Source organism: Pseudomonas sp. PS02303 (assembly GCF_029959925.1).
Lineage (GTDB): Bacteria > Pseudomonadota > Gammaproteobacteria > Pseudomonadales > Pseudomonadaceae > Aquipseudomonas > Aquipseudomonas mandelii.
In genome coordinates, this window is the sequence record NZ_JASCOM010000054.1 from 12975 (window position 1) to 32790 (window position 19816).

At 57.9% G+C, this 19816-nt stretch carries 29 protein-coding genes and 2 pseudogenes; 19 read left to right on the plus strand and 12 right to left on the minus strand.

The window, feature by feature from the left end:
• Positions 1-73: 73 nt before the first annotated feature.
• A complete protein-coding gene (locus QMX98_RS14790) occupies positions 74-1651 on the plus strand; it encodes a sensor domain-containing diguanylate cyclase (RefSeq protein WP_010455072.1) in 1578 nt (525 codons plus the stop codon).
• 33 nt (positions 1652-1684) lie between these two features.
• Here QMX98_RS14790 and QMX98_RS14795 read toward each other — a convergent pair.
• Positions 1685-1786: pseudogene (locus QMX98_RS14795) on the minus strand (LysR family transcriptional regulator); the annotation flags it as partial.
• 21 nt (positions 1787-1807) lie between these two features.
• Positions 1808-2182, minus strand: coding sequence for a DUF2784 domain-containing protein (locus QMX98_RS14800; RefSeq protein WP_010455070.1), 375 nt, complete (start codon positions 2180-2182; stop codon positions 1808-1810).
• 168 nt (positions 2183-2350) lie between these two features.
• Here QMX98_RS14800 and QMX98_RS14805 point away from each other — a divergent pair, with 168 nt between their 5' ends.
• Genes QMX98_RS14805 through QMX98_RS14815 form a run of 3 tightly spaced genes read left to right on the plus strand, consistent with a single transcriptional unit; the run spans position 2351 to position 3578 of the window.
• On the plus strand, positions 2351-3049 hold the full coding sequence (locus tag QMX98_RS14805) for an AzlC family ABC transporter permease (protein ID WP_042932778.1): 699 nt from the start codon (positions 2351-2353) through the stop codon (positions 3047-3049).
• Positions 3049-3360 carry an AzlD domain-containing protein gene (locus tag QMX98_RS14810; protein WP_010455066.1) on the plus strand — a complete coding sequence of 104 codons (312 nt, stop codon included), beginning with the start codon at positions 3049-3051 and terminating at the stop codon, positions 3358-3360. Before QMX98_RS14805 ends, QMX98_RS14810 begins: the two co-directional genes overlap by 1 nt.
• Positions 3361-3419: 59 nt before the next feature.
• Positions 3420-3578: a hypothetical protein gene (locus QMX98_RS14815; RefSeq protein WP_167362281.1), complete on the plus strand. Its 159-nt coding sequence runs from the start codon at positions 3420-3422 to the stop codon at positions 3576-3578.
• A gap of 124 nt (positions 3579-3702) precedes the next feature.
• Here QMX98_RS14815 and QMX98_RS14820 read toward each other — a convergent pair whose 3' ends face one another.
• From QMX98_RS14820 to QMX98_RS14830, 3 genes are all read right to left on the minus strand, one after another.
• Positions 3703-3930, minus strand: coding sequence for a DUF6555 family protein (locus QMX98_RS14820; protein ID WP_282410969.1), 228 nt, complete (start codon positions 3928-3930; stop codon positions 3703-3705).
• A 180-nt stretch (positions 3931-4110) separates the two neighbouring features.
• On the minus strand, positions 4111-4383 hold the full coding sequence (locus tag QMX98_RS14825) for a hypothetical protein (RefSeq protein ID WP_077749271.1): 273 nt from the start codon (positions 4381-4383) through the stop codon (positions 4111-4113).
• 251 nt (positions 4384-4634) lie between these two features.
• Positions 4635-5315, minus strand: a complete 681-nt coding sequence (locus QMX98_RS14830) for an SOS response-associated peptidase family protein (protein ID WP_154501112.1) — start codon at positions 5313-5315, stop codon at positions 4635-4637.
• Positions 5316-5594: 279 nt separating this feature from the next.
• Here QMX98_RS14830 and QMX98_RS14835 point away from each other — a divergent pair, with 279 nt between their 5' ends.
• Complete coding sequence (locus tag QMX98_RS14835) at positions 5595-6494, plus strand: polysaccharide deacetylase family protein (RefSeq protein WP_172791160.1); 900 nt, start codon at positions 5595-5597, stop codon at positions 6492-6494.
• Between the two features lie 118 nt (positions 6495-6612).
• Positions 6613-6855 (plus strand): DUF1652 domain-containing protein, encoded by a 243-nt coding sequence (locus tag QMX98_RS14840; RefSeq protein WP_221106226.1) that lies wholly within the window; start codon positions 6613-6615, stop codon positions 6853-6855.
• On the opposite strand, the gene QMX98_RS14845 is transcribed toward QMX98_RS14840, so the two are convergent.
• Complete coding sequence (locus QMX98_RS14845; RefSeq protein ID WP_221106224.1) at positions 6852-7733, minus strand: LysR family transcriptional regulator; 882 nt, start codon at positions 7731-7733, stop codon at positions 6852-6854. The genes QMX98_RS14840 and QMX98_RS14845 overlap by 4 nt on opposite strands.
• A gap of 127 nt (positions 7734-7860) precedes the next feature.
• On the opposite strand from QMX98_RS14845, the gene QMX98_RS14850 reads away from it, so the two are divergent.
• The 8 genes from QMX98_RS14850 to QMX98_RS14885 all read left to right on the plus strand — a co-directional run bounded on the left by QMX98_RS14850 (position 7861) and on the right by QMX98_RS14885 (position 15542).
• The gene (locus QMX98_RS14850; RefSeq protein ID WP_282410970.1) at positions 7861-9009 is read left to right on the plus strand and encodes a muconate cycloisomerase family protein; all 1149 of its coding nucleotides are present in this window, start codon (positions 7861-7863) and stop codon (positions 9007-9009) included.
• A gap of 10 nt (positions 9010-9019) precedes the next feature.
• Positions 9020-9310 (plus strand): muconolactone Delta-isomerase, encoded by a 291-nt coding sequence (gene catC / locus QMX98_RS14855; RefSeq protein ID WP_282410971.1) that lies wholly within the window; start codon positions 9020-9022, stop codon positions 9308-9310.
• Between the two features lie 55 nt (positions 9311-9365).
• Positions 9366-10295, plus strand: coding sequence for a catechol 1,2-dioxygenase (gene catA / locus QMX98_RS14860; protein WP_145310616.1), 930 nt, complete (start codon positions 9366-9368; stop codon positions 10293-10295).
• A 267-nt stretch (positions 10296-10562) separates the two neighbouring features.
• Positions 10563-11522, plus strand: a complete 960-nt coding sequence (locus QMX98_RS14865; protein WP_102595150.1) for an AraC family transcriptional regulator — start codon at positions 10563-10565, stop codon at positions 11520-11522.
• Between the two features lie 283 nt (positions 11523-11805).
• Entirely contained in the window at positions 11806-13170 is a 1365-nt protein-coding gene (gene benA / locus QMX98_RS14870; RefSeq protein WP_083376536.1) for a benzoate 1,2-dioxygenase large subunit, read from the plus strand.
• Positions 13167-13655, plus strand: a complete 489-nt coding sequence (gene benB, locus QMX98_RS14875) for a benzoate 1,2-dioxygenase small subunit (protein ID WP_083376537.1) — start codon at positions 13167-13169, stop codon at positions 13653-13655. Before benA ends, benB begins: the two co-directional genes overlap by 4 nt.
• 10 nt (positions 13656-13665) lie before the next feature.
• On the plus strand, positions 13666-14679 hold the full coding sequence (benC, locus tag QMX98_RS14880; RefSeq protein WP_010455045.1) for a benzoate 1,2-dioxygenase electron transfer component BenC: 1014 nt from the start codon (positions 13666-13668) through the stop codon (positions 14677-14679).
• 89 nt (positions 14680-14768) lie between these two features.
• Positions 14769-15542, plus strand: coding sequence for a 1,6-dihydroxycyclohexa-2,4-diene-1-carboxylate dehydrogenase (locus QMX98_RS14885; protein WP_010455044.1), 774 nt, complete (start codon positions 14769-14771; stop codon positions 15540-15542).
• Positions 15543-15557: 15 nt separating this feature from the next.
• Here the strand turns inward: QMX98_RS14885 and QMX98_RS14890 are convergent, their stop codons facing one another.
• On the minus strand, positions 15558-15920 hold the full coding sequence (locus QMX98_RS14890; RefSeq protein ID WP_282410972.1) for an NUDIX hydrolase: 363 nt from the start codon (positions 15918-15920) through the stop codon (positions 15558-15560).
• Positions 15921-16132: 212 nt separating this feature from the next.
• On the opposite strand from QMX98_RS14890, the gene QMX98_RS14895 reads away from it, so the two are divergent.
• The gene (locus tag QMX98_RS14895) at positions 16133-16333 is read left to right on the plus strand and encodes a hypothetical protein (protein ID WP_010455040.1); all 201 of its coding nucleotides are present in this window, start codon (positions 16133-16135) and stop codon (positions 16331-16333) included.
• Between the two features lie 118 nt (positions 16334-16451).
• Positions 16452-16799 (plus strand): hypothetical protein, encoded by a 348-nt coding sequence (locus QMX98_RS14900; protein WP_010455038.1) that lies wholly within the window; start codon positions 16452-16454, stop codon positions 16797-16799.
• A gap of 30 nt (positions 16800-16829) precedes the next feature.
• Here the strand turns inward: QMX98_RS14900 and QMX98_RS14905 are convergent.
• A pseudogene (locus tag QMX98_RS14905) lies at positions 16830-16928 on the minus strand (cell envelope protein SmpA); the annotation flags it as partial.
• A 13-nt stretch (positions 16929-16941) separates the two neighbouring features.
• Complete coding sequence (locus QMX98_RS14910) at positions 16942-17181, minus strand: hypothetical protein (RefSeq protein ID WP_077749261.1); 240 nt, start codon at positions 17179-17181, stop codon at positions 16942-16944.
• Positions 17182-17359: 178 nt separating this feature from the next.
• Here QMX98_RS14910 and QMX98_RS14915 point away from each other — a divergent pair, with 178 nt between their 5' ends.
• The 3 genes from QMX98_RS14915 to QMX98_RS14925 all read left to right on the plus strand — a co-directional run bounded on the left by QMX98_RS14915 (position 17360) and on the right by QMX98_RS14925 (position 18331).
• The gene (locus QMX98_RS14915) at positions 17360-17569 is read left to right on the plus strand and encodes a hypothetical protein (RefSeq protein WP_042933086.1); all 210 of its coding nucleotides are present in this window, start codon (positions 17360-17362) and stop codon (positions 17567-17569) included.
• A gap of 72 nt (positions 17570-17641) precedes the next feature.
• Positions 17642-17977, plus strand: coding sequence for a hypothetical protein (locus QMX98_RS14920; RefSeq protein ID WP_042932783.1), 336 nt, complete (start codon positions 17642-17644; stop codon positions 17975-17977).
• A gap of 105 nt (positions 17978-18082) precedes the next feature.
• A complete protein-coding gene (locus QMX98_RS14925) occupies positions 18083-18331 on the plus strand; it encodes a hypothetical protein (RefSeq protein ID WP_010455032.1) in 249 nt (82 codons plus the stop codon).
• On the opposite strand, the gene QMX98_RS35100 is transcribed toward QMX98_RS14925, so the two are convergent.
• The 3 genes from QMX98_RS35100 to QMX98_RS14935 form a co-directional block, all read right to left on the minus strand.
• On the minus strand, positions 18323-18553 hold the full coding sequence (locus tag QMX98_RS35100) for a DUF6555 family protein (protein ID WP_311095957.1): 231 nt from the start codon (positions 18551-18553) through the stop codon (positions 18323-18325). The genes QMX98_RS14925 and QMX98_RS35100 overlap by 9 nt on opposite strands.
• A 121-nt stretch (positions 18554-18674) precedes the next feature.
• Positions 18675-18917, minus strand: coding sequence for a hypothetical protein (locus tag QMX98_RS14930; protein WP_077749259.1), 243 nt, complete (start codon positions 18915-18917; stop codon positions 18675-18677).
• Between the two features lie 122 nt (positions 18918-19039).
• Positions 19040-19228: a hypothetical protein gene (locus QMX98_RS14935; RefSeq protein WP_010455030.1), complete on the minus strand. Its 189-nt coding sequence runs from the start codon at positions 19226-19228 to the stop codon at positions 19040-19042.
• Positions 19229-19816: the final 588 nt, after the last annotated feature.

Sequence of the window (19816 nt, forward strand, 5' to 3'; positions counted from 1 at the left end):
GTCAGGCACGACTGGATGGCGCTAAAAGGGCGAACGGGAAAAGTCGCCATGTCATAACGAGTCAGGGAGCGTCATGGGGCATCCGTCCATCAACGACCGAATTGAACACAGCCGGCCCGTCGCGCCTTGGGGGGGCGAGCAAATCGAGTCCCGGCGCAGGGTCCGCTACGCGGTTGTCCTGCTCGTGGCGGTGTGCCTGTCCTTGACGGCCATTGTGATCTGGGAAGCCTGGAACTCGCGCCAGTACCATTTGCATGACAAAGAAGTGGCAATGTCCAACCTTGCCCAGACCCTGACGTCGCAAGCGCAGTCGTCAATCAAACAGGCCGATACGCTGCTGTTTGCCTTGGTGGACCGCGTCGAAAACGAGGGCGTGGCCTCAGCGCAGCTGCCCAGATTCAGGCGTTTGCTCGCCGCCCAACGCAGTGAGCTGACCCAGCTCCATGGTCTGTTCGTATTTGACGAAAAAGGGGGGTGGATCGCCAATTCCAACGGTGCGGATATACCCGGTGCGAACAATTCCGACCGTGAATACTTCATCTACCATCGTGATCATACTGACCGGGGACCTCATATCGGACCGTCGATCAAGAGTCGATCGACCCGCGAATGGATCATGACCGTGTCACGCAGGATCAATCATCCAGATGGCAGTTTCGCCGGTGTGGCGCTGGCAACGATCTACCTCGACCATTTCCTCGCGCTGTACGACAGCATCGACATGGGCCAAAACGGCGTGATCAACCTGATCGCCGACGATGGCAGCATCGTCGTTCGCCGGCCATTCAACGAAGCAGACGTCGGCACCAGCGTCGCCAAGGGGCCGCTGTTCATGCAGCTGTTGCCCAAGGGCAATTCCGGCACGGCCACCGTCAAGTCATATGTTGATGGTGTGGAGCGAGTGGTGGGGTTTCGACGGGTTGATGGTTATCCGCTGATCGTTTTTGCCGGCCTGGACAAGCGAGACGTCCTGGCCGGCTGGCGCGAGGAGTCCATCCTCAGCGCTGGCATCGTGCTGTTGCTTTTGGTGTTTCTGGGAGGGCTCGGCTATCGCCTCATTCGCTTCATGAAGCAGCAGAATCATTTTCAGAGCGTGCTGCTTGATGCCCGGGAAAAGCTCATCGAGGTCAACCGCAGCCTTGAATTGCTGGCGCTCGAAGACGCACTCACCGGGCTCTCCAACCGGCGTCAGTTCGATCTGTTCATCCTCGCGGAAATGGGCCGGGCCCGGCGCACGGTGACCCACCTCGCCATGCTGATGATCGATGTCGATCACTTCAAGAGCTTCAATGATCGTTATGGGCACGTGGCGGGTGATGACTGTCTGCGCAAAATCAGCGCGATTATCAAGGACAACATCAAACGCCCCGGCGATCTGGCCGCCCGCTATGGCGGCGAGGAGTTCACGGTGGTGCTGCCCGGCACCGACTATGTGGGGGCGTTTCTGGTCGCCGAAAAAATTCGTCGCGGGGTGCAGCAGGCCGGCATCGTACACAGCGAATGCCCTGAGGGTATGGTGACTGTCAGCGTGGGGGTTTGCGCCTACAACCCGGCCTCGCAGGATCAGCCCGACGACCTCGTCACCGCTGCGGACAAAGCGTTGTACGTGGCCAAGGCCAGTGGGCGGAACATGAGCGTCATCGCCAACTGACTTCAAACGAAGCGGTCACTGCCCTGGACAGCAGGACACGGTAGAAGGCGCTTTGCCCAAGTGCGCGGCGGCCCGCGACAGGCTGCCGGTTTCGCGGATGGCTTGAAGCAATGTCAGGTCTTCAATCGACAGCATTTTCGATTCTCGGCGGGTTTTTCAGGCTGCCCGGCGTAACTTCCACAACCTGATCAGCCGAAGATAGACCATGACGTTGATCACCAGCACCACGCTGCCCAGCGCCAGTTGAATCGCCGGTGTCAGCCCTGCGGGGTAAATGACCGGCCACACGTAGTGTTCGATGAAGCCACCGCCGTAACCGGTTTGCCCAGCGGCCTGGCGCATGACGTTTTCCCATTGAGTCAGGGGACACATCAGGTGGAAGACTTCCACACTCACGCCCCACACAGCAGCGGGCAGGTGCCACCAGATCAGCGGTCGCCATTTGAGCACCAGCAGCCCGCCGAACAGCACGAACAGAATGAACAGCAAATGAAACAGCACCAGCCCATCGGCGGCGATCCGGTAAAGCATGTCGACTCCCTGACGCGTTAGGCGAATGGCTCCATGGTACTCGGGTTCTGTTCCTTGCTGCTGCCCAGAGCCATTCGGCAAGTGCTGCCCGCAAGTGCGCAAGATTGTTCAAGCCATCGAACGCAACTGCTGGCACAGTCTGGCGTCTTCCCCTGGTTGTAGAGCTTTATGTCGAACTCACTCATGCCGCGCAGTGCCTTTCTTCGCGGCGCTGTAGCGATCATGCCGTTGTCCCTGGCGACCGCGCCCTGGGGCCTGCTGGCCGGGTCCATGGCCATCGAGGCCAATCTCACGCCGCTGCAAGGTCAAGGGTTGTCGAGCATCGTGTTTGCCGGTGCCGCGCAATTGGTCGCCATCGGCATGCTTAAGGGCGGTGCCGGGATCTTTTCGATTTTGCTGACCACGCTGTTACTGACCTCCCAGCATTTGCTGTACGGAATGAGTATGCGTTCGGTGATTTCACCGCTGCCGGGTCGCTGGCGCGTGGGGCTGGGGTTTTTGCTCACCGACGAGCTGTTCGCACTGACCAGCCAGCATGACAAACAGCAGTTCAATCGCTGGTACGCCCTGGGCGTTGGCCTGACGTTTTACATCGCCTGGAACCTGTTCACGCTGGCCGGCATCGTCCTCGGCAGCAGCATTCCCGGCCTCGAACACTTGGGGCTGGACTTCTCCATCGCTGCGACCTTCATTGCCCTGATCACCCCGGTGGTACGCAACGTTCCGACGGTGGTCTGCGTCGCGGTTTCGCTGTTTTGTTCCGTGTTGTTCAGCTACTGGCAATGGGGCTCGGCGCTGGTGCTGTCGGGGTTGGCGGGCATGACTGCAGGCTTCATCTGCAACAAATTCCATGGGGGGCGCACATGATGGTCTGGGCTGTCATTATCGGGATGGGCGTGCTCGTCTTCCTGAACCGCTACGTATTCCTCGAACCACGACTGCCGCTGCGCTTGAGCAGCAATGCCCGGCAGTTCCTCGGTTTTGCCGTGCCGGGGATGCTGACCGCGATCTGCGGACCGATTGTGTTCATGCCGGACAAACAGCTGAATCTGCAGTGGGACAACCCGTACCTGATCAGTTCGCTGGTGGCGGTGGGATTGGTGCTGTACACCCGCAATACCTTGCTCAGCATGCTTTTGAGCATGGGGTTTTTCTTTTTGCTGCGCTGGTGGCTTTGAGTCGCGCTTCGGAAACTGTTCTACGCTTAAAGGGAATTCCTTCAGGAAGCGAGGCGCGTATGGCCAATGAACCAAAACGTCCTGATCTGGATGAAGATGAGGATGAACCGACTCAAGAAGAGCTTGAGCGACAGAGGCGTTCGACACCGGACTGGAAGCACCCCGACGATGGTAAAGAACTGTCAGATCGTGACCAAGAGCGTCCGCTGAAGCCCTGACGGGTCCGCATCCCCCACCGCTGATCTTCAGTCAAGCAAGCGCCCTCGCCACAAAAGCAGGTGTGTCTGAAGTACTTTGCTTGATTGAACAGTCATTCGCGATCAAGCGGGGCGGGTAAGGCCGTCAGATCGCCTCATTCCAACGTATCTGCGTGATACCCAGTTGTTGAGCGCTCAAGCGCGCCGTTTCGGGGGAGGCGTGTGCGGCGATCTTTCCGTCGGATTGCGGAAAGGCATGCGCCGAGGCTGAACGAATTGCGTCAACATCGGAGAACTGTTCAGCCAGTTTGAAAAAGTGCTGACGAACGCCATCGAGCAAATAATGCACGGCATAGGGAATGAGTTCGCTCATGTATTCCTCCTTAAATTCGCCAAGGCTTTGATTCAGGCATCGAACGGGTAATTCGCAAAGTCTGGGGCGCAATCCTTGTGCAGATAAGAGCTGAAAAAAGAGGCCTCGATGGGCCTCTTCTTCAGAGTGCAACAATGTTCGGTTCGTTCAGTCTTGTGCTGAACTCAGCAGCGCCTCACTTCAAATATCGTCCAGTGACGGAAAATCCGGGTGGGAGGCCCGGTAGCCCAACGTCTTGTCGATCCAGGCATTCAATTCGTTGACCATGACTGGCGGCTTGCCGGAGTAGGCTGCGAGGGTTGAGCGCAGGATGTCGTTGATATTGGGGATGGAACGCAGGTTTCGGGTCTTTATGTATTGCCCGATAAAGCAGTCAAGTTGATAGCGTTCTGTCAGCGACAGGTACACGCACTCCAGACCGCCGACTTGATTAATGACAAGATCTTCGCGCAACTTAGTTCTCTGCAGGCTCGTTGGATTTAGGGATTTCCTTGTTTATTGACTCTTTGGTCAATTAGGTACTGCCAGGGGAAATGCGGCGCGCATGCTATCTGTAGCACTACTAAATGTATGTACAACAATTCAATTGTCAGACAAGCGGTTAATGCATCGTTTTGCCGCATTCCTTTTAGTGTTTCTTGGATGAAACAGTCCGTGTAACGTTTATGCCGTTCGGCTATTCAGAAACCGGAAATGGATCCAATTCAAGTCAGCTTATCAATCAACATTGCACTCTGGTTCCTGACATTTCCCACTGCCTTATCGACCCTGTACCACTCGAACACTTCACTGACTTCACCTTGCATGAGCACCATCTGCTCGGCACGCTCTTTAGGCGTAGCCGGGTCCAGCCATTCATGTGCCAGTTGCACAGACAACACCACTGGCCGTCGGTCATGAATGTCGAGCATGCCGCCAGCGCTGTCCGCCGTGATGATGACGAAACCGTCGTCGCCGCGCGGCTCGCTGCCACCGTGAGGGAACTGGCCGATCGCCGCGCAGTAGATCGGCGCCCGATCCCGTCGACGAATCAGCCACGGCTGCCGCGTCGTGTCGCCGGCATCCACCCATTCGAACCAGTTGTCGATCGGCACAATCGCACGGTGCGGCCAGATCGCCCGGAAGAACGGGCCATGAGCGACTTTCTCGACCCGGGCATTGATTGGCGCCGCCCGGTCCTTCGCCCAGTGCGGCCGCCATCCCCAGCGCACCGAATCGGCGTGCAACCCGTCAGGCTCAAGGTGCAGCAGGGCGAGTTGAGTGGTGGGCGCGGCGTTGTAGCGGGCCAGCGGTTCATTACCGACATGGTTGATCAGCGCGTCGGGAATGCTCAGCACCGCGACAAAGTCGTGAATGCCACGGTACTGCGAGAGTCGTCCGCACATCGGTTAATCCTCAGGCTTGAGCTTTTAGTGTAGGAGCACGGGTACCGTCCTTCGCGAGGATGCTGTGGTTGAACGGCCAATTCCTGACGAATGTAGCTCTGGCGATGGTTCCAGCAGTCGTTGGCGCGGTAAGCCACGAGGGTGAGCGCTGGAACCAAACACTGTGTACCCTGATCCAACCTCGGCCTGCAGCGACCTGCGGGCTGACAAGGGATCAATGGGCGAAGGGTTTTTGCCGTTTTAACGTGATGACCATTACGGTCTGGCCCAAGGCAAACCATGAAACAGTTGTTCAAGGCTCTCACTACGCTAGCCATCGCTGTCGGGCTCGCTGGCTGCATCGCTTCACCGATCGAGCTGACCCCGCAGACCGAACAGCGTCTGCGCGCGCAGCCACCGATCCGCTTTGTGCTGACCTTCGACGACGGTCCCAGCGCGTCAAGTTTCTGGAACCCGAGCATGACGGTGCTCGACAGCCTCGCGCAGAACCCGGTGCAACCGGGGATCAAAGCGGTGTTCTTCGTGCAGACCGGCGCGCCACGGGCCGGCGACAGCGACATCGGGCGCGGGGTCATGCACCGGGAGCAGGCTGAAGGGCATGTGCTGGGTTTCCACACGGCGACCCACTCGCACACCAATCACCGCTCGCTGAGCCCGCAAGAGCTGGAGCAATCATTGAGCAAGGGCAGTGCCGACATTGCCGCAATCACCGGCGCACCGCCCACCCTGGTGCGTCCGCCGTTCTGGAACTACGACACACGTGTGTTCGCCGCCTATCAGCGACATGGTCTGCACCTGCTGCTGACCGACCTGAGCGCCAACGACGGCAAGATCTGGGGCTTCAACGCCAGCCCGCGGAGACGGGCCAACATGTTGCGGCAACTGTCCGAAGTGCGTGAGCGCATTGCACTGGGCGAATTGCCGACGGTGGACGGTGTGATTCCGGTGGTGGTGACCTTCCACGACCTGAATCGCTACACCGCCCGGCATGCCCGCGAATACCTGCAAATTCTCCTCGACAGCGCCCGTGCCACGGGGGTGACGTTGGCGCAGAAGCCGTTTTACGACGACAGGGCGGCGCTGCAACGGGCGGCTTTGGCGCGCACCGTCAGAAGCGGTTCAGAGGCAGTGAAGTTGCCGGGAATCTGGAATTGGTTGTGGGACGGGGATTCTCATTAGAACTTCAGCAAAATGAGAAACAGCTAACACTTAATGTGAGGCCGGCGGGCGCAGACGGGCGAAAATGGATCTATCCTCAGCGGGTCGAATCCGATGAGCCGCCAAGGAGGCGTCAGTCATGGTTTCTATTTCAGTCCTTTGCAACATTGTAGAGTCCGGTTTTAAGCCGCTCTCCTGCGAGTGCACAGTGAATCCCAATGGATTGTTGCGGATCAAAGTGTACGACCCGGCCACCGGGCGCATCGATTTGCTCATTCCCTGTGTAACGCCCGCCAGGCTGACCACCGTTCGCGCGATCTCCGACCTTATTGGCGAATTACGCACCGAACTGCGTGCCGGGCGCCGGGCCTTTGCCGGTTAGCGGGGCAGCAGTTCATCAATTATCTTCAAGCAATGATTCAACCCCTGCGTCACATCGCCCACGCGCTGACTGAGAATGATCGGTGACGTCGCGTTGTCTTCCAGCAATGGGGTGAAACCAATGTCGTCGCGGTGCAGCAACTGCACCGACGCGGGCACCAGTGTGACCCCGATACCGGCCCCTACCAGACCGATTGCTGTTTGCAGTTCGTTGGTCCATTGCGCCACGTGGATGCTCACGCCGTAGGATTCGAACAGCGCAATAACGTGGTCGGCGTAGCTGGGGCGTGGATTGCCGGGGTACAGCACAAAAGGCTCTTTCGCCAGTTGGCGCAGACTGATCGGCCCGGCCAGCAGTGGGTGGCCGGCGGGCAGGGCGGCGACCAGCCGGTCTTCGGTCAATACCGTCTGGATGATCGCCGGGTCGTCGATGCGAATCCGCCCGAAACCGATGTCTATGCGCCCGGCCTTGAGCGCCTGCACCTGTTGCAGCGTGGTCATTTCCGAAAGCCCGAGCTCAAGCTCCAGAGGCTCGCCACTGCGCAAGCGACGAATCAGTTCCGGCAGCACGCCATACAGCGTCGATGGCGCAAAACCGATGCCCAGCCAGGTCTTTTCCCCCAGGCCGATGCGCTTGGTGTTGTCGCAGACCTTGGCCAGCTGTTCGAGCAAGGCGGTGGAGTGTTCATGGAAGAAGCGCCCGGCGTCGGTCAGCTTCAGCGGACGGCCACGCTCGAGCAATAACACCCCGAGTTCATCTTCCAGTTGCTGGATCTGTCGGCTCAACGGGGGCTGGGCAATGTGCAACAGTTCGGCGGCGCGGGTGAAATTGAGGGTTTGAGCCAACACCTGAAAATACCGCAGGTGACGCAATTCCATGGTGCCTCCAGGCATTGAGCGGCTGAATACCTTTAAGGTATCGATCCAGACCAATTCTATATTGGCCGTCGGCAAAAAGCCGTATGAGAATCCATTTCAGAACTTAAAGAACCTGACGGGTATCGACATGCGTGCAACTGCCATTGAATCGATCGAGACGATCATCGTCGATCTGCCGACCATTCGCCCGCACAAACTGGCCATGCACACCATGCAGAACCAGACTCTGGTGATCATCCGCGTGCGCTGCGCCGATGGCATCGAAGGCATTGGTGAGTCCACCACCATCGGTGGCCTGGCCTATGGCAATGAAAGCCCGGACAGCATCAAGATCAATATCGACAAACACTTCGCGCCACTGCTGATCGGTGAGAACAGCGGCAACATCAATGCGGCGATGTTGCGCCTGGAGCGCAGCATTCGAGGTAACACGTTTGCCAAATCAGGTATCGAAAGCGCCTTGCTCGACGCCCAGGGCAAACGCCTTGGCCTGCCGGTCAGTGAGTTGCTGGGCGGTCGCGTTCGTGATGCGCTGCCGGTGGCCTGGACCCTGGCCAGCGGCGACACCGACAAGGACATCGCCGAAGCGGAAAAAATGCTCGACCTGCGGCGCCACCGGATCTTCAAACTGAAAATCGGTGCCGGAGAAGTCAATCGTGACCTGGCCCACGTTATTGCCATCAAGAAAGCCCTGGGCGATCGCGCCAGCGTGCGGGTCGATGTCAATCAGGCCTGGGACGAGGCGGTCGCGCTGCGCGCCTGCCGGATACTGGGCAGCAACGGCATCGACCTGATCGAACAGCCGATCTCACGCACCAACCGCGCCGGCATGGTGCGACTGAACGCCATGAGCCCGGCGCCGATCATGGCCGATGAATCCATCGAGTGCGTGGAAGACGCTTTCAATCTGGCGCGCGAAGGAGCCGCTTCGGTGTTCGCCCTGAAAATCGCCAAGAACGGCGGGCCACGGGCCGTGCTGCGGACTGCCGCCATCGCCGAAGCTGCCGGTATCGGTCTGTACGGCGGCACTATGCTTGAAGGAGGGATCGGCACGCTGGCCTCGGCCCATGCCTTTATCACCCTGAATAAACTGGCCTGGGACACCGAGCTGTTCGGCCCGTTGCTGCTGACGGAAGACGTGCTCAGCGAGCCGCTGGTCTATCGCGACTTTGCGCTGCACGTGCCGCAAACACCAGGCCTTGGCCTGAGCCTGGATGAGGAACGCCTGGCGTTTTTCCGGCGCGACAAAACATCCACTTCCGTTCATCAAGCCTGAGGAGAGCATCATGCTATTTCACGTAAAAATGACCGTGAATCTACCGGTCGACATCAACCCGGATCTCGCCACCCAGCTCAAGTCCGATGAAAAAGCCCTGGCCCAGAGCCTGCAAGAGCAAGGCAAATGGCGTCACCTGTGGCGCATCGCCGGGCACTATGCCAATTACAGCGTTTTCGACGTCGACAGCGTTCAGGAACTGCACGACCTGCTGATGCAATTGCCGCTGTTTCCGTACATGGCGATCGAGGTCGATGCGATGTGCTGGCATCCTTCTTCCATTCGCGAGGATGACCGCTGAACCCAACCTGTTCAGTTTGCTACGCCCATAATTACAAGATGAGGAACCCCAAAAAATGAACGTCAAGATTTCCCACACTGCCAGTGCCCAGAAGTTTCTCGAAGACGCCAGCGGCTTGCTCAACGACGCTGGCGACCCGCGGGTCAAAGCCTTGGTTTACCGTATTCTGCGTGATTCGGTAAACATCATCGAAGACCTCGCCGTGACCCCGGAAGAGTTCTGGAAAGCGGTCAATTACCTCAACGTGCTGGGCGCGCGCCAGGAGGCCGGTTTGCTAGTGGCCGGCCTCGGCCTGGAACACTACCTGGACTTGCTGATGGACGCCGAAGACGAGCAGGCGGGGAAGGCGGGCGGTACGCCGCGGACCATCGAAGGCCCGTTGTATGTGGCGGGCGCGCCGTTGTCCGAGGCTGAGGCACGACTGGACGATGGCGTTGATCCGGGCGTGGTTCTGTTCATGCAGGGCCAGGTACGCAACACCGCTGGCGAACCTTTGGCCGGCGCAGTGGTGGATGTCTGGCACGCCAACACGGGCGGCACTTATTCCTACTTCGATACCACGCAATCGGAATTCAACCTGCGCCGCCGCATCGTCACCGATGCCGAGGGCCGGTATCGCTTCCGTAGCATCGTGCCGTCGGGCTACGGTTGCCCGCCGGACGGTCCGACCCAGCAATTGCTCGATCAACTGGGCCGTCATGGCCAGCGTCCGGCGCACATTCACTTCTTTATCTCCGCGCCGGACCATCGTCACCTGACCACCCAGATCAACCTCGATGGCGATCAGTACCTGCATGACGATTTTGCCTACGCCACCCGCGACGAACTGATTGCCCACATCATCTTCAGCGACGACCCGCAGCGCGCGGCGGCCCATGGTGTCAGCGGCCGGTTTGCCGAGATCGACTTCGATTTTACCTTGCAGACCTCCGCGCAACCTGACGAGCAGCAGCGCCACGAACGGGTTCGTGCGCTCGAGGATTGATCGCCTCGATCATCGAATCTTTGTGGGAACGAGCCTGCTTGCGAATGCGGGGTGTCCGTCAACGTTGATGTTGAGACTGATGGCCCTATCGCGAGCAGCTCGCTCCCACATTGACCAAGTTACTTCAGGGCGAACGCGGTCAACTGTGGGAGCGAGCCAGCTCGCGATAGGGCCAGAACCTTCCACAGGTCAGCCCACTGACGCACCGCTGCAAATATGGCCTTAGAATGACCCGACGCAATCAATAACAACAACGAGAGTAACCCGATGATGCAGGCGCAACTGTTGAGTCCGCGCAGCAGAGTATTCGACCACGCCGACCCTTACGCGGTGTCGGGTTACGTCAATCAGCATGTCGGCAATCATTGCATCCTCATGCCCAGGGCCGGCCGTCCTCTGGCCAGCCTCGATCATCGCAAATTCGCCAGCCTTGACCTGTGCCGCATCAGCTACGGCGCCAGCGTGCGGGTGACCTCGGGCGCACTGGAAACGATCTATCACCTGCAAGTGCTACTGCGCGGCAACTGCCTGTGGCGCGGTTACGGTCAGGAGCATTACTTTGCGCCAGGTGAATTGCTGCTGATCAACCCCGACGACCCGGTGGACTTGACGTACTCCGACGATTGCGAAAAATTCATCCTCAAAGTACCTACCCGGCTGTTCGAGTCGGTGTGCGAGGAGCAGCGTTGGCGCTATCCGGGGCAGGGCGTGCGGTTTCTGGAGAATCGTTATCAGCTTGATGAGCTGGAAGGCTTTGTCGGCCTGCTGGCGATGATTTGCCAGGAAGCCGAGGCCACCCAGCAGATTCCCCGGGTTCAGGAACACTACGCGCAGATCATCGTCAGCAAGATGCTCAGCCTGATGAAAACCAACGTCATCCGCAGCAGCCTTGGCTCGCCGGCGACGACGTTCGAGGGGATTGCCGATTACATCGCGCGCAACCTCAAGCAGGACATCGACAGTGAAGAACTGGCGCGTCAGGCTCGGATGAGCCTGCGTTCGCTGTATGGTTTGTTCGAACGCAACGCAGGGACTTCGCCGCAAAACTACATCCGGCAGAAGAAACTCGAACGCATCAACCAGTGCCTGAGCGACCCGACCTGCAACGTGCGAAACGTCACGGAAGTGGCCATGGATTACGGCTTCCTGCACCTGGGGCGGTTCTCCGACAACTACCGCAAACAGTTCGGCGAGTTACCGTCCGACACCCTCAAGCGCCGGCACTGACCCCAGGCGACATGCAACTTGCTCCCGCTCCACTGCGCAGCAGTCGCAAACCTGTGACCCCCGGTTTTGCAGAATAATCGCGGTCGCAGGTTTTGGGGCTGCTTCGCAGCCCGGCGGGAGCAAGCTCCCTCGCCACAGGTTCCTGTCGGTCCTGATGGGTGGGCATCAATGATTCACCGCACGTTGCAGTAAACGGATACACGTCTGCACCCATCGGATAGTCCCTCGCATCCCCCCGTCCTAGCATGGCCCTGCCTGAATAAAAACAATGGAGGCGGCGGCCATGTCCCTGCGACCCGAATACCTTCACTCCCTGCTTGAAGATGACAAAGAACAGGGCATCTACCGCTGCAAGCGCGAGATGTTCACTGATCCACGGCTGTTCGACCTGGAGATGAAACACATCTTCGAAGGCAACTGGCTGTACCTGGCGCACGAAAGCCAGATCCCCAACATCAACGATTTCTACACCACCACCATGGGGCGCCAGTCGATCTTCATCGCGCGCAACAAGGAAGGTGTGCTCAACGCCTTCATCAACGCCTGCAGCCATCGCGGCGCGACGCTGTGCCGGCACAAGACCGGCAACAAGAGCTCCTACACTTGCCCATTCCACGGCTGGACCTTCAACAACTCCGGCAAACTGCTCAAAGTCAAAGACCCGGCGGCTGCGGGTTACCCGGCGAGCTTCAACTGCGAAGGCTCCCACGACCTGACCAAAGTCGCGAGATTCGAGTCGTACCGCGGCTTCCTGTTCGGCAGCCTCAACGCCGATGTGGTGCCGCTGGTCGAGCACCTGGGCGAGTCGGCAAAGATCATCGACATGATCGTCGACCAGTCCGCCGATGGCCTCGAAGTGCTGCGCGGTTCCTCAAGTTATATCTATGAAGGCAACTGGAAACTCACCGCCGAAAACGGCGCCGACGGCTACCACGTCAGCTCCGTGCACTGGAACTACGCCGCTACCCAGAACCAGCGCAAACAGCGTGAAGCCGGTGACAGCAATCCGACCATGAGCGCCGGGACCTGGGCCAAGCAGGGCGGGGGGTTCTACTCGTTCGACAAGGGCCACATGCTGCTCTGGACCCGCTGGTCCAACCCCGAGGATCGCCCGCTCTACGAACGCCGCGACGAGCTGTCCCGGGACTTCGGCCAGGCCCGTGCCGACTGGATGATCGAGAATTCGCGCAACCTGTGCCTGTACCCGAACGTCTACCTGATGGACCAGTTCAGCTCGCAGATCCGCATCGCCCGCCCGATCTCGGTCGACCGCACGGAAATCACCATCTATTGCATCGCCCCCAAAGGCGAAAGCGACCACGCCCGTTCGAGCCGGATTCGTCAGTACGAGGATTTCTTCAACGTCAGCGGCATGGCCACCCCGGATGATCTGGAAGAGTTTCGCTCGTGCCAGACCAGCTATCAGGGCAGCGTCACGACGTGGAATGACATGTCCCGCGGTGCCGAACACTGGGTCGAGGGCGCCGATGAGGCAGCCAGGGAAATCGACCTGCATCCCTTGCTCAGCGGCGTGCGCACCGAAGACGAAGGCCTGTTCGTGCTGCAACACAAGTACTGGCAGCAAACCATGCTCAAGGCCCTGGCTGCCGAACAGCCGGAATTGATTGCTGTGGAGGCCGTGCAATGACCCTCACTTATGATGCAGTGCGCGATTTCCTCTACCGCGAAGCACGCTACCTCGACGACAAGCAATGGGACGACTGGCTGGAGATGTACGCCGCCGATGCCTCTTTCTGGATGCCTTCCTGGGACGACAACGACGAGTTGACCGAAGACCCGCAGCGGGAAATTTCGCTGATCTGGTACGGCAACCGCACCGGCCTGGAAGACCGCATCTTCCGCATCAAGACCGAGCGCTCCAGCGCCAGTGTTCCGGACACCCGCACATCGCACAACATCAGCAACATCGAACTGCTTGAGCAGGCCGACGGCCTGTGCAAGGTGCGCTTCAACTGGCACACCCTGAGCTTTCGCTACAAGACCGTCGACAGCTATTTCGGCAGCAGTTTCTACACCCTTGATGGGCGCGGTGAAAACCTGCTGATCAAGGCCAAGAAAGTGATCCTGAAGAACGATTACGTTCGCCAGGTCATCGATGTCTACCACCTCTGAGGCGGCCGTCATGACTCATTCCATTGCATTCAATTTCGAAGACGGCGTCACCCGGTTCATCGACGCCAACGTGGGCGAAACCGTGGCCGATGCCGCGTACCGTCAAGGCATCAATATTCCGCTCGATTGCCGCGACGGCGCGTGCGGCACCTGCAAGTGTTTCGCCGAGGCCGGTCGTTATGACTTGGGCGAGGAATACATCGAAGACGCGCTCAGCGCCGATGAAGCGCAGCAGGGTTTTGTCCTGACCTGCCAGATGCGCGCCCAGAGCGATTGCGTGGTGCGCGTGCCGACTTCATCGCAGGTTTGCCGTACCCAGCAGGCCAGTTACGACGCCACCATCAGCGCCGTGCGGCAGTTGTCCGACAGCACCATCGCGCTGTCGATCAAGGGCGAAGCGCTGAGCAAACTGGCGTTTCTGCCGGGTCAGTATGTGAACCTGGGAGTTCCCGGCAGCGAGCAGACCCGCGCTTACTCCTTCAGCTCGTTGCAGCGTGACGGCGAAGTGAGTTTCCTGATCCGCAACGTGCCCGGCGGCTTGATGAGCAGCTTCCTCACCGGCATGGCCAAGGCCGGCGATAGCATGTGTCTGGCCGGGCCGTTGGGTAGCTTTTATCTGCGCGACATTCGCCGGCCGTTGTTGCTGCTGGCGGGTGGAACCGGTCTGGCGCCGTTCACCGCGATGCTGGAGAAAATAGCCGAGCAGGGCAGCGAGCATCCGCTGCATCTGATCTATGGCGTGACCAACGATTTTGACTTGGTGGAAATGGACCGGCTCGAAGCGTTTGCCGCGCGCATCCCGAATTTCAGCTTCAGTGCCTGCGTCGCCAACCCCGACAGCCAGCATCCGCTCAAAGGCTACGTGACCCAGCATATCGAGCCACGACATTTGAACGAGGGCGACGTCGACATCTACCTGTGCGGCCCGCCGCCGATGGTCGAAGCGGTCAGTCAATTCATTCGCGAGCAAGGCGTCGCGCCTGCGAACTTCTATTACGAGAAATTCGCTGCCAGCGCGGCTTGAGTCCAGCCGTTGCGTGATCACTGATTCCACAGGTCAGTGTTTTGTCTGAGACGTTTTCACTGCATGGCATCCTTCGTCACGAGGTCCACATGAACAGATTTCACGAAAAAGTCGCGCTGATCACCGGCGCGGCGCAAGGCATTGGTCGGCGTGTGGCGGAGCGCATGGCCGCTGAGGGTGCGCGATTGATTCTGGTTGATCGCTCGGACCTGGTGTTCGAGGTGCAGCAACAATTGGGGCAGGGCAGCCAGGTGCTTGCCCTGACCGCCGACCTTGAGCAATACAGCGAATGCAGCCGCGTGATGCGCACCGCCGTCGAGCGCTTTGGGCGTTTGGATGTGCTGGTCAACAACGTAGGCGGCACGATCTGGGCGAAGCCTTTCGAACACTACGAAGAGCAGCAGATCGAAGCCGAAGTCCGTCGTTCGTTGTTTCCGACCTTGTGGTGCTGCCACGCCGCGCTGCCGTTCATGCTTGAACAGGGCAGCGGCGCGATCGTCAATGTTTCGTCCATCGCCACCCGCAGCATCAATCGTGTGCCGTATGGCGCGGCGAAGGGCGGTGTCAATGCGCTGACTGCTTGCCTGGCGTTTGAAACCGCCGGTCGCGGAGTCCGGGTCAATGCCACCGCGCCCGGCGGCACCGAAGCACCGCCGCGGGTCATCCCGCGAAACAGCGCAGAGCAGAGCGCCGAAGAGAAAGTCTGGTATCAGCAACTTGTCGGCCAGACGCTCGACAGCAGTTTGATGAAGCGCTACGGCACGCTGGATGAGCAGGCTGGCGCTATTCTGTTTCTGGCCAGCGACGAGGCTTCGTACATCACCGGCATGGTCATGCCGGTGGGCGGCGGCGATCAGGGCTGAGGCGGCTGCGCAAACTTACAAGCGACGCTGGAAGGCTTTGACGATCTTGAGCGTGGCGTCGCTTGTGTTCAGGTTCTGGACTGAGTCCAGCGGAAACCACATGCAATCGAAGATTTCATTTTGGGGCCGGGCTTCGTCCAAGTTTAGGACCGACGCCTCGAACACCTGGTGGCGGGTGCTGCCCGTTTCCAGTTCCATCAAGTACAACAAGCCGTCGACTCCAAGCCCGGTTTCTTCCTGGAGCTCGCGCATGGCGGCGTCCGCAGTGGTTTCGCCGCGCTCGACTTTTCCTCCGGGCAAGGTCCAGCGACACCTGAGTTTGCGCACCAGGAGAACATGCCGATCCTGCTCGCAAATGACTGTTGCCCGTACTTTCATGTGTTACTAAACCGCCGCTTGTCATAAAACAGTCATGAAAATGCAATATTCAGGCCCATGCCTCTGTTTCAAAGGGTTGGAGTGAGGGAAGCGGTAGAAAGTGCAAAGGAATGTCGAAAACCTGACACGACGTCTGGTCGGCACTTGGGCAAAGGGCGGGTGTAAGGTAGCCAAGTCAATCGTGGCTTATCACTGCCGAAAAGGAGGTGACTATGAGCGTTCCGATGCTGAATAAAATGCACATGAACGGTTATGACGTACTCAGCGTAAACAACGGCCCCTGGCGGGTTTGCACCAAAGGCGACCGTCTCGGGGCTTTTGGCAGCAAAGAGGAGGCACTGGCGTTTGCGGCAGCGCTTCCTGCCTACAGAGCAAGAGCGGTTCGATCGACGCCAAGCCAGAAATCAGAATGAGCGCGAGTTTGAAGCCCTGGGATGCCGGGGCTTTTTTTGTCTTGAAATCAGGAGTTGGAAGATTTTAAACGTGACATTTGGATGATAGGGTGGCCGCTTTTAATTCAAGGAAGAAAGCATGTTGAAAGGTCGCTGCACTGCTCTGGCATTGTTATCTGCTGTTTACCTTGCTGGTGTTGGTCAGGTTCTAGCCCAGACGCAAGGCGAAATCCACACCAACCAAAAGGTCTGCGATGTTTTTCGTACATTGGCCGGATCGATCATGCAGTCTCGGCAAAATAACGAAACGAAAGAAAGCCTGCTGGCCGTGAAGTCGGGCAATCCTGATCATGACAAGTTGGGTGCCATGCTGATCAACGAAGCGTACAACCAGCCCGTCCTCGATTCTCGAGAACTCAAAAGCCAAGCCATTAACAGGTTCGCGGATAAATGGCGGGACACTTGTAATAAACCCGCTTCCAGCTAGCTTGCCACCCCATGTTGGCTAGTAACCATGCTTGGCGACCAGCGGCTGGTCCCGATAAACGTATGAATCAATGCTGCAGCCACCCGTCGCTGCCAGCATGACATCTAGCGCGAATAGAGGCGTGTTCATGACAACGCTCCCGTTATTGGGCTTTCGCCCGGCTGATGATTTTGGCTTTCACTTCATCGGCATAGCCCATCAGTCGCTGTTCATCACCCTGAAATAACTCGCACAGCCTTTTAGTTGCTTGCGCATCGACATCATTGCCGGCCAGGCGTAGCTGCTCTGCGATGCGCAAGAGCTCCACTGCCGACCACCTCAGGTCCGACGCAACTCCTTGCAGATCACGCCGAAGTTCGTTTTCATTTTCGTTGAGCCACATGATGACCTCCTGCTGATACCCCGCTACAAAAGAGTAGTCCCAATTAACGGGCGGGGCGTTTGCTCGCCTGCTGCTCAGGGGATGGAAGGTGCGCCGCTTGTCGGGAGAGTGAGCGCGAACGAACCCGCGTGATGTCGTACTGAAGTGGCGAATGTTCGCTAGGGCGAGGCAACTTCAAATGACCAGCACCGATGATTTCAGATTCCATGCGCATGAGCTGATGGTTGACCTGGACGCAGCAACTGCGGAGATGATGAAGCTGATTTCGGCCCATCAGTTAAGTGGGCCGGAGTGGGAGCGGGTCACTCAATGGCAGCATGAAGCGTATGAGCGATGGATGACGTATTTGAACAAACGGTCTTATCCCGATCACAACGTAACGCCCTGAGGGCTGATTCTATAGATGGATGTCTGGTTCGCTACGCGCTACATTTCCCGTTTTTCAGGATAAGGAAGCGTCATGCGGATGTTGATTGGGGGAATAGCGATGGCGATGCTGGCGGGTTGTTCATTGCCGGCATCCCTGGTTCCAGGTGAGCCTAACGTCAGCAAGTACAGTAACAAGGCTCCCAAAGAATACGCCGCGTGTCTTTTGCCACTATGGCAGCAGGAAGTCCCCAAGACGACTCAGACCGGTATTTCCAATGGCTACCGGATCAACGCGCCCAGCATTATTACGGCTGACGAGATTCTGGACATCGTGAAATACAAGGACGGCAGTCGAGTCTCGCTGTATCAGGGCCCGCCATGGGCCAAGTCGGGCGCGATGCGCAAGGCCGTTCGTAGCTGCTTGTAAGACTCAATGCATGTGAGTTTCGGTTGTAAGCGCCGTATGTCGGAACTGAGGAACGGTCATTCGCTGGATAACATCCAAGTGAAAACTGTCCCTGGGAGTTTGGCGATGAATGATGATCAAAAGAAGCAAGCCCTGGCGGCCTGGTACAAGCTTCTGAAAGAACCGGAAATTCACATGGATGTTGAGGAACAGTACGACGAGTTGCTCAAGGCTGCCGACGAGATGGAACGTACCGGGCTGATCAGCGGCGTGGAATGGCGCAAGTTGGTGAAAGAGGCGAGCACTGCATTTGCAACGGCAACAGAGGGCGTGGACGGCGGCACCTCAGCGGCCGCACACGGTCATTTACGGTAACTCCTCCCAACTCACCTGCCTCAAGCCATTTTCCTGTGCGTGGCTTCGTAGCGCATCAAAGTCTTGCTGATCGTGATTGTCCCCATACGAAAGCCCGATCCCCGAATGCAGGCAGGCGTAGTACCAAGCGTCTGCCTCAGACATATGGGAGTCGGGTTGAATAAAAATATGCCGAGTCTTCTTGAAGCCATACGTGATTTGAAAATATCGAGGGCGGTTCATCCGAATCTCCAGGTGCTGCCACTACGACATTAATGGCGTAGTGCCAGTTCCTTCTGTTTTCGGACTTTTGTCTGCTTCAATAAATGAGCATCGTTTTGCCCTCATTCAGTCTTGCGCGTGCTCAGGGCACGTTGACGCGGGGGGAGCGCTCAGACAGCGTGCATTGAAGACATTCGTTATTGAGCTGCAAACATTCTTCCTCGGCTTCTGTCCGTGTCGGATAGGTTGTGGGCAGCCTGCGCTTTTCTTCATTGTCATAGAGGTTGAACCCTATGGGGGCGGTTTTGCAGTAGAAGCGCGTTCCGTTGCGCGTTGACCCCGTTTCCGTGGGAATGGCGGGAACCACAACGAATCTTGGAATCATCCTCGCGTACTCCTTCTGAATTCACCTTAATGGATAGCGGCTACTAGCCACTACCGCAAGGGAGCATTTGAAGTATCCGATGAAGAGGCCGGTCTGCTGAGCGGTTGCTGGCAGGGAAGTCATCAGGAACTGGAGCGACGGCGATCGACGCCAGACGGGTTGCCGGTGTTTATCAGCCTTCGCTCTGTCAGGATGTTATGAAGTGCCTGGCGGGCGTCAGCGTCCAGCTGGTGCTCTCTCTCCTTGAGTTCAAGGAGGATGGGTGTGGACCAGGTGCGATAGGTTTTCTCGGTTTTGTGAATAGACGTCATTTATCCTCCTTGATCACGCGCCCGCTGGGGTATCAGGGTCACTCGATTCGGTAGAAACCCTAGTCGAGGAAACGGCTTTGCGCCAGTGAATCGCACTGCAATGGTGCGTCTGTTGGCGCATGACAGATCAAATGGGTCTCTGAGATCTCGATTGCCGCTCGCTTGATGAAGAAAAGCAGAATTTTTGGAAGATGGGGTTGACCACGTATTTCAATGCTGTACTATTCGCCTCCCGCTAACGAGCATATCGATGTTTGTTCCAGCGTAAGTAGTTGATTTGGCTAGTAAAATCAGAAACTTTTTAGGTTGCAATTTGAAAAAGGTGCTGTAGAATGCGCACCTCGGTTGAGACGAAAGGTCTTAACCAACCGCTCTTTAACAACTGAATCAAGCAATTCGTGTGGGTGCTTGTGGAGTCAGACTGATAGTCAACAAGATTATCAGCATCACAAGTTACTCCGCGAGAAATCAAAGATGTAACCAACGATTGCTGAGCCAAGTTTAGGGTTTCTTAAAAACCCAAAGATGTTTGAACTGAAGAGTTTGATCATGGCTCAGATTGAACGCTGGCGGCAGGCCTAACACATG